Here is a 16,411-nt window from a genome sequence, read left to right on the forward strand (position 1 = left end):
CCATCACCATCTTGATGACGCTGGCCACGCCGGCCGCGTGGGCGGTGTGGCCGAGGTTGGACTTGATGGACCCGAGCCGGACGGGCCGGTCCTCGGAGCGTGCCTTGCCGTACGTGGCCAGTAGCGCCTGTGCCTCGATCGGGTCGCCCAGCGTGGTGCCGGTGCCATGCGCCTCCACCGCGTCGACCTCGTCGGCGCCGAGCCGGGCGTTGGCCAGGGCGGCGCGGATGACGCGCTGCTGGGAGGGGCCGTTGGGGGCGGTGAGACCGTTGCTGGCGCCGTCCTGGTTGAGGGCGGAGCCGCGGACGACGGCCAGTACCCGGTGGCCGTTGCGGCGCGCGTCCGACAGCCGCTCGACCAGCAGGGTGCCCACGCCCTCGGACCACGCCGTGCCGTCCGCCGCCTCCGCGAACGCCTTGCAGCGGCCGTCGCGGGCCAGTCCACGCTGGCGGCTGAAGTCGACGAAGACCCACGGCGTCGGCATCACGGCCACGCCGCCCGCCACCGCGAGCGAGCACTCGCCCGAGCGCAGCGACTGCACCGCCATGTGCAGGGCCACCAGCGACGACGAGCAGGCCGTGTCGACGGTGATGGCGGGGCCTTCCAGTCCGAGGCTGTACGACACCCGGCCGGAGACGACGCTGACGAAGGAGCCGGTGCCGGTGTATCCCTCGACGCCGTCGGGCACCCGCTGCATATTCGTCAGATATCCGGTGCCCGCCGCGCCGACGAATACGCCGGTTTTACTGCCCTTCAGCGAGGTCGGGTCAATTCCGGCGCGTTCGAAGACCTCCCAGGAGGATTCGAGGATCAGCCGCTGCTGCGGGTCCATCGCAAGCGCCTCGCGCGGTGAGATCCCGAACAGCTCGGCGTCGAAGTCGCCCGCCTCGTGGAGGAATCCGCCCTGCCGCAGATATGTCTTGCCGACCGCTTCGGGATCCGGGTCGTAGATTCCCTCGATGTCCCAGCCGCGGTCCGTCGGGAAGTCCGATATCGCATCGGTCCCGGACGACACCAACTGCCACAGGTCCTCGGGTGACGAGACCCCTCCGGGGAATCGGCAGGACACCCCGACGATCGCGATCGGCTCGGTCTCCCGATCCTCGACTTCACGCAGACGTTGACGAGTCTCGTGCAGGTCAGCCGCCACGCGCTTCAGGTAGTCAACCAGCGTTTCATCGTTCGTCATTGACCCGGTCCTCCTCCGAGCTAGGTATGGGATTTCGACTGTGGAAATGCCTCTCAGGAAATCCCGAGCTCGTTGTTGATGAAATCCAAGACTTCGTCAGCAGATGCCGATTTGAGACGATCAGCCAACGTTGCCTCACGCTTCGCCGCGCCCAGTTCTTTCCAGGTCAACAGCAGGTTTTCCAGACGCCGGGAAATCACGGTGTGTTCGTCATCGTCCGCGGTGATGTCGGTGAAGGCGGTTTCGAGCCTGGCCAGTTCGGTGAGGAGGGTTTCGGCGCCCGCGGGCTCGTCCTCCGGCGAGATCTGCTGGAGGAGGTGGTCGGCGAGAGCGTTGGGGGTGGGATGGTCGAAGATGAGGGTGGCGGGCAGCCGTAGCCCGGTCGCCGCCGCCAGCCGGTTGCGCAGTTCGACGGCGGTGAGGGAGTCGAAGCCGAGTTCCTTGAACGCGCGCTCCGGCTCGACCGCCGCGGGCGAGCCATGGCCGAGCACGGTCGCCACGTGGGTGCGTACGACGTCCACCAGCGCCGCCGTACGTTCCGCCTCCGACAGCCCGGTCAGCCGCCGTACCAGCGCCGGACCCTCCCCACCACCGGTGTCCGACGCCTGCGCCGCGCGGGCTCGCCGGACGGGGGCCTGGGGAACCAGACCGCGCGCGACGCTCTGGAACACCTCGCTGCCCGCACCCGATGCCCAGGCCGAGGTCTCAAGACGCGCGGTGACCGCCAGCGGCTCGGCCATCGGGAGGGCCGCGTCGAAGAGGGCCAGGCCCTGTTCGGAGGTCATCGGGAGAATGCCGGAGCGCGCCAGGCGGGCCAGATCGGCCTGGTCCAGCCGACCGGTCAGCTCGCTGGACTGTTCCCAGTGGCCCCAGGCCAGGGATACGCCCGGCAGCCCGACCGCCCGCCTGCGCCCGGCCAGCGCGTCCAGGAAAGTGTTCGCCGCCGCGTAGTTCGCCTGCCCGGGGCTGCCGAGGGTGCCCGCGAGGGACGAGTAGAGGACGAAGGTGGACAGGTCCAGGTCGCGGGTGAGTTCGTGCAAGTTGAGCGCCGCGTCGACCTTCGGGCGCAGTACGCGCTCCAGCCGCTCCGGCGTCAACGCCCCGATCAGCGCGTCGTCCAGCGCACCGGCCATGTGCACCACACCGGTCAGCGGGCGCTCGGCGGGGATGGCCGCAAGTACGGAGGCCAGCGCATCGCGGTCAGCCGCGTCACACGCGACCACCCGCACCGACTCGGCCCCCAGCTCCAGCAGACCGGTTTCCAGTTCCCCCGCGCCCGTCGCTTCGGGGCCGCGTCGGCTGGTCAGCAGCAGATGCCGGACACCGTGTTCGGCCACCAAGTGGCGTGCCAGCAGCCCGCCGAGGGTGCCCGTACCACCGGTCACCAGCACCGTGCCCGCCGGGTCCAGCGGCCTCGGCACCGTCAGCACGATCTTGCCGACATGCCGGGCCTGGCTCATGAATCGCAGCGCCTCCGCCGCCCGCCGCACATCCCACGTCCGCACCGGCAACGGCTCCAGCACACCCCGTTCGAACAACTCCACCAGCTCGCCGAGCATGGCGGCCACCCGGTCGGGGACCACCTGGGCCAGGTCGTACGCGTGGTAGCTGACGCCGGGGTGGTCGGCGGCCACGGTCTCGGGGTCGCGGATGTCGGTCTTGCCCATCTCCAGGAACCGGCCACCGCGCGGCAGCAACCGCAGCGAAGCGTCCACGAACTCCTTGGCCAGCGAGTCCAAAACCACATCCACACCACGCCCACCGGTCACCGACCGGAACTTCTCCTCGAACTCAAGCGACCGCGACGACGCCATGTGCTCCTCATCGAAGCCCATCTCCCGCAGCGTGTCCCACTTGCCCTCACTCGCCGTGGCGAACACCTCGACATCCCAGTGCCGGGCCAACTGCACCGCCGCCATCCCCACACCACCGGTCGCCGCATGAATCAACACCGACTCCCCCTCGACCAGCCCCGCCAGATCCACCAACCCGACGTACGCGGTCAGGAACACCGCCGGTACGGCCGCGGCCTGTTCGAAGGTCCAGCCCTTGGGCATCCGCGCCACCAGACGGTGGTCCGCGACCGCCACCGGGCCGAACGCGCGAGGCACCAGACCCATCACCCGGTCGCCCACCGCGAACCCGGTGACACCCGGCCCCACCTCGGTAATCACGCCCGCGCCCTCGCTGCCGAGGGTCTCCTGTCCGGGCACCATGCCCAGGCTCACCACGACATCACGGAAGTTGACGCCCGCGGCGCGTACGGAGATCCGTACCTGGCCCTCGTCGAGCGGGGCCAGCGCCTCCGGGACGGGCAGCAGCGCGAGGTTCTCAAGGGTGCCCGCACCTGCCGTGTCCAGCCGCCAGGCGGCGTCACCGGCCGGGGGCACCAACGCGCCGCCACCGGCAGACGCCCGGGCGAGGCGCGGTACGAACGCCTGGCCCTCGCGCACCGCGAGCTGCGGCTCCCCGGCCTCGCCGGCGGCGGCCATAAGCAGCGGGAGCGCCGCGTACGACTCCTCCTCGCCGTCGGTGTCGACGAGCAGCAGCCGGCCCGGGTTCTCGGTCTGGGCGGTACGTACGAGCCCCCACAGCGGGGCGTGCACCAGATCCGCCACGTCCTCGCCACTACGGGCCGACACCGCGCCGCGGGTGACGATGACAAGGCGGGACGAGGCGAACCGGTCATCGGCCAGCCACGTCTGCACCAGCGCCAGCGCCTCGGCGGTCACCGTGCGCACGGCACCCGCCACGTCCTCCGCGTCCCGTACGGGGCCGTACGGCAGGAACACGAAGCCCGGGACCGGCGCGCCCCCGTCCACCGCCGCGATCAACGCGGACAGGCTCGCGTAGCCGTGGGCGTCGGCGAGTTGCAGATCGTCCGTGCCGAGGACCGCGAAGCCGTCCACGTCCGCCGGGGCGTCCGGGAGCGTCTCCAGCGGGGTCCAGTCGAGCCGGAAGAGCGCGTCGCGCGTGGCGTCGTTCACCTGGCGAAGCTGATCGGGCGACACCGCCCGCAGGACGAGGGTGTCGATGGACGCCACGAGCGCCCCGGCGGTGTCCGCAACCCTCATCGCCACCGCGTCCTCCCCCACCGGACGCACGCGCACCCGAAGGGTGGTGGCACCCACCGCGTGCAGGGCGACCCCCGACCAGGAGAACGGCAGCCGTACGCGCTGTGCGTCCGTAGCGTCGAGCAGCATCGGGTGGAGGGCGGCGTCCAGTAGGGCCGGGTGGATACCGAACCGGCCCGCCTCCCGCGCCTGCTCCTCCGGCAGCACGATCTCGGCGTAGACGTCCTCGCCCGCGCGCCAGACGGTACGCAGCCCCTGGAATACCGGCCCGTACTCGTAACCCGCCTCGGCGACCCGCTCGTAGAAGCCCTCGACCGCGACCGACTCGGCGCCGGACGGCGGCCACACCATCAGGCCCTCGGCCGCCTCCTGGTCCATGCCCTCGCCCTCGGCCAGCGTGCCGGTGGCGTGGCGGGCCCAGGGGGCGTCCTGGTGAGCGCTCTCGGGGCGGGAGTGCACGGCGAGTTCGCGGCGGCCCGCCTCGTCGGGCGCGGACACCGAAAGCTGCACCTGCACACCGCCCTGCCCGGACAGCACCAGCGGCGCGGCCAGCGTCAGCTCCTCGACCCGGGCACACCCCACCTCGTCGGCGGCGCGCAGCGCCAGCTCCACCAGCGCCGTGCCCGGCACCAGCACGGTGCCGGACACCGCGTGGTCGGCCAGCCACGGGTGGGTCCGCAGCGACAGCCGCCCCGTCAGCAGCAACTGGTCCTCACCCGCGAGCCGCACCGCCGCGCCCAGCAGCGGATGGTCCGTCGCACCGAGACCGAAACCGGAGGCATCGCCGATCGGGGCGGTACCCGCGTCCAGCCAGAAACGCTCGTGCTGGAAGGCGTACGTGGGCAGATCGATGCACTGGGCTCCGGTGTCGGCGAACACCGCGTCCCAATCGACCTCCAGACCCCGTACATACCCCTCGGCGAGGGAGGTCAGAAACCGCTCCGGGCCGCCCTCGTCGCGGCGCAGGGTGCCCAGGGCGACCGCGGCGGCATCCGCGTCCTCGAAGTTCTCCTGAAGGCCGACGGTGAGGACCGGGTGGGCACTGGACTCGACGAAGAAGCCGAAGTCGTCGGTCAGCAGGGCGCGGACGGTCTCGTCGAAGCGGACGGTCTGGCGGAGGTTGGTGTACCAGTACTCGGGGTCAAGGGCGGTGGTGTCGATGACGCCGCCGGTGACGGTCGAGTAGAAGGGGATCTCGCCGTGACGTGGCTCGATGCCCTCCAGGGCGCTGATCACCTGCTCGCGGATGGACTCCACCTGCGCGGAGTGCGACGCGTAGTCCACCGCGATGCGACGCGCCCGTACGCCATCGGCCTCGCAGGACGCCAGCAGCTCGTCCAGCGCCTCCGGCTCGCCCGAGACCACGGTGGACGACGGACCGTTGATGGACGCGATCGAAATCCGCTCGCCCCAGCGCTCCAACCGCTCCCGTACCTGCTCGGCGGGCAGCGGTACGGACACCATGCCACCGCGACCGGACAGCCCCTGGCCGATGGCCCGCGCCCGCAGCGCCACCACACGTGCCGCGTCCTCCAAGGACAGCGCACCGGACACCGCGGCCGCCGCGATCTCACCCTGGCTGTGGCCGATGACGGCCTCGGGCTCGACGCCCACCGAACGCCACTGCGCGGCCAGCGACACCATCACCGCCCACAGCGCGGACTGCACCACCTCGACGTCCTCGAAGGACGGCGCGCCCTCGGCGCCACTGATGGCGTCGATCACCGACCAGCCCGTCAACGGCCGCAGGGCCGCCTCGCATGCGCGCAGCCGCTCGGCGAACGTCGGCGAGGACTCCAGCAGCTCCATTGCCATGCCCTGCCACTGCGACCCCTGACCGGGGAAGACGAAGGCCACCCGGCCGGGTTCCTCGGCGGCCGCACCGGTGGTGACCCCCGCCGTGGGCAGCCCGTCGGCGAGCGCGGCGAGCCCGGCCAGGGCGTCCGCACGGTCCGCCGCCAGCACGACGCCACGGTGTTCGAGGGCGGCCCGGGTGGTCGCCAGGGAGTAGCCGACATCGGCGGGGTGCGGCGCGGTGTCGGCCTCCACGAAGGCGGCCAGTCGTTCCGCCTGGGCCCGCAGCACGGTCTCGGACCTGGCGGTGACGGGCCAGGGCAGCAGCGTGCCCGGCCGGTGCTGGTCGTCGGGTGTCCCGGAGGGGACGCTCGCCTCTTCGACGATCACGTGGGCGTTGGTGCCGCTGATGCCGAAGGAGGAGATCCCGGCCCGGCGCGGGCGGCCGTCTGTCGTCCACTCCGCCGGCCCGGTGAGCAGTTCCACATCGCCGGAGGCCCAGTCGACGTGCGGGGTCGGCTCGTCGACGTGCAGGGTGCCGGGAAGGACACCGTGGCGCATCGCCTGGACCATCTTGATGACACCGGCGACACCGGCCGCGGCCTGCGCATGGCCAATGTTGGACTTCACCGAGCCCAGCCGCAGCGGCCGGCCCTCCGGCCGGCCCCGTCCGTAGGTGGCCAGGAGGGCCTGTGCCTCGATGGGGTCGCCCAACGTCGTGCCCGTGCCGTGGGCCTCCACAGCATCGACATCGCCCGTCCCCAGGCGGGCGTTGGCCAGCGCCGCGCGGATGACGCGCTGCTGGGAGGGGCCGTTCGGCGCGGTGAGACCGTTGCTGGCGCCGTCCTGGTTGACGGCCGAACCCCGCACCACGGCCAGCACGTTGTGACCGTTGCGCGCCGCGTCCGACAGCCGCTCCACCAGCAGCACACCGACGCCCTCGGACCACCCGGCACCATCCGCCGACGCCGAGAACGCCTTGCACCGGCCATCCGGAGCCATCCCCCGCTGACGGCTGAACTCCACGAACACCCACGGGGTGGCCATCACCGTCACACCTCCGGCCAGCGCCATCGAGCATTCGCCCGAGCGCAGCGACTGTACGGCCAAGTGCAGGGCGACCAGGGAGGACGAGCACGCGGTGTCCACCGTCACGGCAGGGCCTTCAAGGCCGAAGGTGTAGGCGACCCGGCCGGAGGCCACGCTGCCCTGGGTGCTGGTGACGGCGTACCCCTCAAGGCCCTCGGGCTGGTCGGAGGCCGAGCCGTAGTCGTGGTGCATGACACCGGCGAACACGCCGGTCGAGCTGCCCTTCAGCGTCCGCGGATCGATCCCCGCCCGCTCGAACACCTCCCACGACGTCTCCAGCAACAACCGCTGCTGCGGATCCATCGCAAGCGCCTCACGCGGCGATATCCCGAAGAAACCGGGATCGAACTCCCCCGCCTCATACAGGAAACCGCCCTCCCGCGAATAGCTCTTCCCCACCGCCTCCGGATCCGGGTCGTACAGCCCCTCGACATCCCAGCCACGGTTCGCCGGGAAGGTCGACACGGCGTCACCACCCGACTCCACCAGCCGCCACAGATCCTCGGGGGAGGCGACCCCGCCCGGGTAGCGGCAGGCCATGCCCACAATGGCGATCGGCTCGTCAGCCGCTGCCGAGGCCACGGAAACCGCCGCGGGCTCGTCGCCTGTCACGCCCAGGATCTCGGTGCGCAGGAAGTCGGTGAGCCTGCCCGGAGTCGGGTGATCGAAGATGAGGGTCGCGGGAAGCCGCAGCCCGGTGGCGGCCGCCAGCCGGTTGCGGAGTTCCACGGCCGTCAGCGAGTCGAAACCCAGTTCCTGGAACGGACGGCCCCCGGCGATGGTCTCCGGTGTCGCATGGCCGAGCACCGTGGCCACCTGAGCGCGCACGATGTCCAGCAGTGCGCGGTTCTGCTCGTCCTGGCCACCGAGCCCGGACAGCTTCCGGCGCAGATCGGAGGCGCCATCGGCCCCGGTGCCGGCGGCCGCGGCGGCCCTGCGCGGCACGCCGCGTACGAGGTTACGGAACAGGGGCCGCAGCATCCCGGACGCCGCCTCGCGACGCAGCGTGGCCATGTCGAGCCGTACCGGCACCAGATACGGGTCGTCCAGGGCGGTGGCCGCGTCGAGCAGGGCGAGGCCCAGGTCGGACGGCAGCGGCTGGATGCCGGCGCGCTTCATCCAGGTCAGGTCGTCCTGTTCGAGGTGGCCGAGCATATCGCCGGACTGGGCCCACAGCCCCCAGGCGAGGGAGTGCGCGGGCAGGCCGCTCGCGCGGCGGTGCCGGGCGAGTGCGTCCAGGAAGGCGTTGGCTGCCGCGTAGTTGCCCTGGCCCGGGTTACCGAAGGTGCCCGCGACGGAGGAGAAGAGGACGAAGGCGGACAGGTCCAAGTCGCGGGTCAGCTCATGCAGGTGCACGGCGGCATCGACCTTCGGCCGCAGTACGCGCCGCAGCTGCTCCGGCGCCAGGGCCGCCACCATGCCGTCGTCCAGCACACCGGCGGCGTGGACTACACCGGTCAGCGGGTGGTCGGCGGGGATGGCGGCCAGGACGGCGGCCATCGCGTCGCGGTCCGCCGCGTCACACGCCGCCACCTCGACCCACTCCGCACCCAGCTCCCGCAACGCGGCCTCCAGCTCGGCCGCGCCTGCGGCGTCACGACCCTGACGGCTCGTCAGCAGCAGGCCCCGCACGCCGTACTCGGCCACCAGATGGCGGGCCAGCAGCCCACCCAGCGTGCCCGTACCGCCCGTGATCAGCACAGTGCCCTCGGGGCCGAAGCGGGGGGTCTGCGGGGTCGCGGACGCGCGCGGGGCGCGTACCAGACGCGGCACCAGCACCGATCCCTCACGCAGCGCCACCTGCGGCTCACCCGCCTCCAGGGCGGTGGCGACGGCGACCGCCAGCGCGTCCCGCGAAACCTCCGCGCCGTCCAGGTCCACCAGCAGGATGCGGCCGGGGTTCTCCGACTGCGCCGAGCGCAGCAGCCCCCACACCGGGGCGTGCACGAGGTCGGCCACGTCCTCGCCGGCCCCGGTGGACACCGCGCCACGGGTCACCACCACCAGCCGCGAGGACTCCAGCCGGGCATCGTCCAGCCACGACTGCACGAGCTCCAGCGCGGATGCGGTGGCGGTGTGCACGTCCGCCACAAGGTCCGTACCGGTGGCGGTGGACGGGGCGGCGCAGCCGGTCAGTACGACCCCGGCGCGTTCGGTAGCCAGGCTGTCGAGGTCGGGAACGTGCCGCGCGACATCGCCGAACGTCCCGACGTCCGGGGCCGCGCCCAGCACCGCCCAGTCGTGGGTGTCCGCGGCCGTCGTGGCACCCAGCGGGGTCCACTCCGTACGGAACAGGGCCTGCCGGGCCGCGCCGGCGCCGTCCGCGAGCTGGGCCGGCGACACCGGCAACAGGGTGAGCGACTCGACGGTGGCCACGGGGGCGCCGGTGGTGTCCGCCACCGTCACAGCCACGGTGTCCTCGCTCACCGGCTGGACCCGCACCCGGACTGTGGTGGCCCCGACGGTGTGCAGAAGGACCCCGCTCCAGGCGAACGGCAGCCGTACGGCGGCCTGCGGGTCGTCCAGTACGGACAGCAGGGCGGGGTGGAGGGCGGCGTCGAGCAGGGCCGGGTGGATGCCGTAGCGGCCTGCCTCCTCGGCCTGCTCGGGCGCCAGGTCCACCTCGGCGTGGACGGCCCCGTCGGCACCGCGCCACGCGGCCCGCAGGCCCTGGAACGCCGGGCCATAGCCATAGCCGCTGTCCGCGACGCGCTCGTAGAAGCCGTCCAGGCCGATGCGTTCGGCGCCCTGCGGCGGCCAGACGTCCTCCCCCGGGGTCACGGGGGCCGGAGCGGTGGAGACGGTGAGGACGCCGGTGGCGTGTCGGGTCCATGGCTCGTCCTGGTCGGCGGTGTCCCGGTCCTCGGTGTCCGGGCGGGAGTACACGGCGACCTGGCACCGCCCCGCGTCGTCCGGGGCGTCGACCGCCACCTGCAGCTGGACACCGCCACGCTCGGGCAGCACCAGCGGCGCCTCCAGGGTGAGGGCGGCCAGTTGGTCGCGGCCGACGGTCTCCCCCGCGCGCAGCGCCAGCTCCACGAACGCGGTGCCGGGCAGCAGCACACTGCCGAGCGCCGCATGGTCGGCCAGCCACAGATGCGTCGAAAGCGACAGGCGGCCCGTGAGCAGCACCCCGTCGCCCCGCGCCACCCGCACCGCGGCGCCCAGCAGCGGATGGTCGGCGGCGCCGAGCCCCAGCCCGGCCGGATCGCCCGCGGTGGCGGAGGTGCTATCCAGCCAGTAGCGCTGCCGCTGGAAGGCGTACGTGGGCAGTTCCACGCGCCGGGCATCCGTGCCCGCGAACACCGCGTCCCAGTCGACGGACAGACCGCGCACATACCCCTCGGCCATCGACGTCAGGAACCGCCCCGCACCACCCTCGTCACGCCGCAGCGACCCGATCGCGACAGCCTCCACCTCCGCGTCCTCGAAGGTGGCCTGCGCGCCCATCGTCAGCACCGGGTGAGCACTGGACTCCACGAAGAAACGGAAACCATCAGCGAGCAGCGCACGTACCGCGCCCTCGAAATTCACCAGCTGACGAGCATTACGGAACCAGTACTCCGCGTCCAACTCCGAGGTCTCCAGCGCGGCACCGGTCACCGTCGAATAGAACGGCACCTCGCCACGCCGCGGAGTGACCCCCGCGAACATCTCCAGAATGCGGTCCCGGAGGGGATCGACCTGGGCACAGTGGGAGGCCACGGTGGAGCCCACAATCCGTGCCCGGATCTCCTCACCCTGGCACCCGGCGACAAACTCCTCCAGCGCGGCCACTTCACCAGCCACCGTCACAGCACCCGGGCCATTACGCCCGGCGATGACCAGACGGCCGTCCCACGCCGCAAGCCGCTCCTCAACCACATCGGCCGACAACGCCACCGACGCCACCGCACCCCTGCCCACCAACTCCTCAGCGAACAACGCACTGCGCAGCACCACAATCCGCGCCGCATCCTCAAGCGACAACGCACCAGCGACACACGCCGCCGCGATCTCACCCTGGCTGTGGCCCACCACAGCAGCGGGCTCCACACCCACCGAACGCCACAGAGCAGCCAGCGAGACGTTCACCGCGAACAACACCGGCTGAAGCACCTCAATACGCTCCAGCGACGGCGCACCCGACACCCCACGCACCACATCCAGCGCCGACCACTCCACATGCGCCCGCAACGCCGCATCGCACTCCGCGAACCGCTCCGCGAACACCGGCGAGGAATCCAGAAGTTCCGCCGCCATCCCGCGCCACTGCGACCCCTGACCCGGGAAGACAAACACCACCCGGCCCCGCACATCCGCCGCACCCGACACCACACCAGCCGCCGGCACACCCTCGGCCACCGCGCCCAGACCCGACACCGCCGCATCGCGGTCCCCGGCCAGCACCACACTCCGGTGCTCCAACACCGCCCGCGACGCCACCAACGACCAGCCCACATCCCGCAACGCAGCCAACTCACCGGAATCGGCGGCAAACGCCGCCAGCCGACCCGCCTGACCCCGCAGACCCGTCGCCGTCCTGCCCGACACCACCCACGGCACCGTGCCTGTGACCAGCACCGGTTCGCCAGCCACCGGCCGCTCCTCACGCGGCGCCTCTGCGGGCTCCTCAAGGATCACGTGCGCGTTCGTGCCGCTGATGCCGAACGACGACACACCGGCCCGGCGCGGACGCTCGCCGCGCGCCCACTCCACCGGCGTGGTCAGCAGCTCCACCGCGCCCGACGACCAGTTGATGTGCGGCGATGGCTCGTCCGCGTGCAGAGTGCTCGGCAGCGTTCCGTGCCGCATGGCCAGCACCATCTTGATCACACCGGCCGCACCCGCCGCGGCCTGGGTGTGGCCGATGTTGGACTTCACCGAGCCCAGTCGCAGGGGCCGGTCCGCCGGGCGGTCCTTGCCGTACGTGGCGAGCAGGGCGCCCGCCTCGATCGGGTCGCCCAGCGTGGTGCCGGTGCCGTGCGCCTCGATCACGTCCACCTCGTCCGCCGTCAGCCGGGCGTCGGCGAGCGCGGCGCGGATGACCCGCTGCTGGGAGGGGCCGTTGGGGGCGGTGAGCCCGTTGGAGGCGCCGTCCTGGTTGAGGGCGGAGCCGCGTACGACAGCCAGCACCTGATGGCCCCGGCGACGCGCCTCCGACAGCCGCTCGACCAGGAGCACACCGACGCCCTCGGCCCAACCCGTACCGTCGGCCGCCGCGCCGAACGCCTTGCAACGCCCGTCTGGTGAAAGCGCGCCCTGACGGCTGAGTTCGACGAACATGCCGGGCGTCGACATGATCGTCACACCGCCGGCGAGCGCCATCGAGCACTCGCCCGAGCGCAGCGCCTGCACCGCCCAGTGCAGCGCCACCAGCGACGACGAGCACGCCGTGTCGACAGTGACGGCGGGACCTTCGAGGCCGAGCGTGTACGCCACGCGGCCGGATGCCACGCTGGTGATGGTGCCGGTCAGCCGGTGGCCGTCGACGCCCTGTGTCCCCTCCTGGAGCTGTGGTCCGTACTCCTGGAACATGGCGCCGAAAAACACACCGGTTCGGCTGCCGCGCAGCGACAGCGGGTCGATGCCCGCTCGCTCGATGGCCTCCCACGACGTCTCCAGCAACAGCCGCTGCTGCGGGTCCATGGCCAGTGCCTCGCGCGGCGAGATGCCGAAGAATTCGGCATCGAAGTCGGGCGCCCCGCGCAGGAAGCCGCCGACCCGGACGTAGCTGGTGCCACGGCGCTCCAGCTCCGGGTCGTACAGGCGCTCCAGGTCCCAGCCCCGGTTGTCCGGGAAGTCCGAGATGACGTCGCGCTCGGCGGCCACCAGGTCCCACAGCGCCTCGGGGGACTCCACCCCGCCGGGGAAACGGCAGGCCATCGCGACGATGGCGATCGGATCGTCATCCTCCGCCGTGGACCGGCCAACGGGCCCCGCCTCGGCCTCGGACCGGGCGCCGAACAGGGACTCGTGCAGATGGCCCGCGAGCGCGGCGGGCGTCGGGTACTCGAAGAGGACTGTGGTGGGCAGCGGCAGTTCGGTCTCGGCGCTCAGGGTGTTGCGGAGCAGCACGGAGAGGTGCGAGTCGTATCCGAGGTCCTTGAAGGTGAGCTCGGTGTCGACCGCGTCCGGCGACGCGTGGCCGAGCGCCGCCGCGGCGTGGGTACGGACGAGCCGCAGCAGATACTCCTGCTGTTCCGCCGTACGCAGCGACGCCAGCTCATCGCGCAGCGCGGGCCCGGAGCCGTCCGGCTCGTCGTCGATGTCCGCCACGTCCGGTGCCGGAAGCCGCCAGGGGAGGGTGGGCTCGGCGCGGCCGGTGATGGCGTCGAGCCAGTAGCGCTGCCGTTGGAAGGCATACGTGGGCAGCTCGACGCGCCGCGCCCCCGTCCCCGCGAACACCACATCCCAGTCGACAGGCAGACCCCGTACATACCCCTCGGCCATCGAGGCCAGGAACCGCCCCGGGCCACCATCATCACGCCGCAGCGACCCGATCGCGACAGCATCGACCTCCGCATCCTCGAACGTAGCCTGCGCCCCCATCACCAGCACCGGATGCGCACTGGACTCCACGAAAAAACGAAAACCATCAGCCAGCAGCGCACGCACCGCACCCTCGAAATCCACCGGCTGCCGGGCATTACGGAACCAGTACTCCGCATCCAACCCCGTGGTCTCCAACACAGCACCGGTCACCGTCGAATAAAACGGCACCCCACCACGCCGAGGCACCACATCGGCGAACATCTCCAGAATCCGGTCACGCAACGGATCCACCTGCGCGCAATGCGAAGCCACCGTGGAACCCACAACCCGCGCCCGGACCCCCTCGGCCCGGCACCCCGCAACGAACTCCTCCAACGCCGCCACTTCACCAGCCACAGTGACGGCAGCCGGGCCGTTGCGCCCAGCGACAACCAGACGGCCACCCCACACCGCAAGCCGCTCCTCGACCGCATCGGCCGAAAGCGCCACCGACGCCACTGCACCCTTGCCCACCAACTCCTCAGCAAACAAAGCACTCCGCAGCACCACGACTCGCGCCGCATCCTCCAACGTGAGCGCACCAGCAACACACGCCGCCGCGATCTCACCCTGACTGTGACCCACCACAGCAGCCGGCTCCACACCCACCGAACGCCACAACGCGGCCAACGACACATTCACCGCGAACAACACCGGCTGAAGCACCTCGATCCGCTCCAGCAACGGCCCACCAGACACCCCACGCACCACATCCAGCGCCGACCACCCCACATGCGCCCGCAACGCCGCATCACACTCCGCGAACCGCTCCGCGAACACCACCGAGGAATCGAGAAGCTCCGCCGCCATACCCTGCCACTGCGAACCCTGCCCCGGGAACACGAACACCACCCGGCCCCGCACATCCGCCGCACCCGACACCACACCAGCCACAGGCACACCCTCAGCCACCGCACCCAAACCCGCCACCGCCATCCCCCGATCCCCGGCCAGCACCACAGCCCGGTGCCCGAGCGCCGCACGGGTGGTGGCGAGCGACCAGCCCACATCCACCGCCGACAGCTCATCCCGCTCACCAGCGAACTCCGCCAGTCGTGCGGCCTGGCCGCCCAGCCCGTCCTTGCCCTTGCCCGAGACGACCCACGGCACGACCCCGGCACCCATGGGGGCTGTGGGCTCGGGGTGCTCGCCGGTAGTGGTGCTCGACCATTCGGCCACCACCACATGACAGTTGGTACCGCCCATTCCGAAGGCCGAGACACCGGCGAGGAGGGGGCGGGCGTCGTGGGGCCACGGTCCGGTGGCGTCCTGCACCCGCAGGTTCAGCCGGTCCAGGGGGATGTCGGGGTTGGGGGTGGCGTAGTTGAGGCTCGCGGGGAGTTCGCGGTGCTGGACGCTGAGGATCACCTTCAGCAGCCCGGTGATGCCCGCCGCGCCTTCGAGGTGGCCGACGTTGGTCTTCACCGAGCCGACGGCGAGGGGCCGGCCGTCCTCGTGCTCGGCCCCGATCACCGCGCCGAGGGCGGCGGCCTCGATGGGGTCGCCGACCTTGGTGCCGGTGCCGTGGAGTTCGACGTACTGCACGTCGGCGGCGCACACCTCGGCCCGCTCGTGGGCGAGCCGTACCACCTCCTCCTGGGCGAGCCGGTGGGGTGCGGTGAGCGTTTCGCCGCCGCCGTCGTTGTTGACGGCGCTGCCGCGCAGGACGCAGCGGATGGGGTCGCCGTCGGCGACGGCCTGGGAGAGGCGCTTGAGGACGACCACGGCGCCGCCTTCGCCGCGTACGTAGCCGTTGGCGCGGGCGTCGAAGGTGTAGCAGCGGCCGTCGGGGGAGAGCGCGCCGAACCGGGCGATGCGGTCGGTGGTCTCGGGGATCAGGTTGAGGTTGACGCCGCCGGCGAGGGCGACCGTGGACTCGCCCGAGCGCAGGCTCTCACAGGCCAGGTGGACGGAGACCAGGGACGACGACTGGCCGGTGTCGACGGTCATGCTGGGCCCGCGCAGCCCCAGGAAGTACGAGACGCGGTTGGCGATGATGCTGCGGTGCAGGCCGGTCATGGCGTGCGGGGCGACCGCGCTCGGGCCGTACTGGGCGGCCAGGGCCGCGTAGTCGTCGGCGATGACGCCGACGAAGACGCCGGAGCGGCCGTCGGCGAGCCGGGCGGGGGTGAGTCGGGCGTCCTCCAGTGCCTCCCAGCTCAGTTCGAGCATCAGCCGCTGCTGGGGGTCCATCAGGGCGGCCTCGCGCGGGGCGATACCGAAGAAGCGCGCGTCGAACTCCTCGATCCGGTCGCGTTCGAGGAAGCCGCCGCGTACGGGGGCCGACCCGCCGGTGCCGCCCGTTGTACTGTCCACCGTGCTGTCCTGCGCGGCGTCCGGCACATCGTCCGCCCCGCCGTCCGCCGCGTCGTCCTCGGTGCGGCCCCAGCGCCCGGCGGGCGGTGCGCCGATGGCGTCCCCGCCGGTGCGCAGCAGCTCCCAGAACGCGGCGGGGTCCGATGCCCCGGGAAGGCGGCAGGAAACCCCCACGACGGCGATCAGGTCATCCTTCTTGTCCGCCAACACTATCTCCAGAGCTCCCCGGGAATTACATAGAGACCATCAATGGATCGGAAAAGGCGACTCACAATTCGGCCCGTTGGCCCGCGATGATGCCTCGATCTCAACAGGCCGCCCGATGCCATGTCGACCCGCACCTCCGGGCGCTTCGCCCCTAGAGTCCGAGCCCCCACCCCTAGCCCACCCGGAGCGCCCCCTACCGTTCTTCTGGGGATGTCGTCCTTTTCCTCGG

General features: G+C 71.8%; 2 protein-coding genes. Both read right to left on the reverse strand.

Going from position 1 to position 16,411, the window contains the following annotated elements:
* Nucleotides 1-1,189, reverse strand: a 1,189-nt coding sequence (locus CCN51_RS19395) for a beta-ketoacyl synthase N-terminal-like domain-containing protein (RefSeq protein WP_211303236.1), incomplete at its 3' end; no start/stop codon positions are given.
* Nucleotides 1,190-1,242: 53 nt separating this feature from the next.
* Nucleotides 1,243-16,182: a type I polyketide synthase gene (locus CCN51_RS19400; protein WP_086859840.1), complete on the reverse strand. Its 14,940-nt coding sequence runs from the start codon at nt 16,180-16,182 to the stop codon at nt 1,243-1,245.
* Between the last annotated feature and the right edge of the window lie 229 nt (nt 16,183-16,411).

The sequence above is a fragment of the Streptomyces milbemycinicus genome, assembly GCF_002154605.1.
GTDB classification, from domain to species: Bacteria; Actinomycetota; Actinomycetes; order Streptomycetales; family Streptomycetaceae; genus Streptomyces; species Streptomyces milbemycinicus.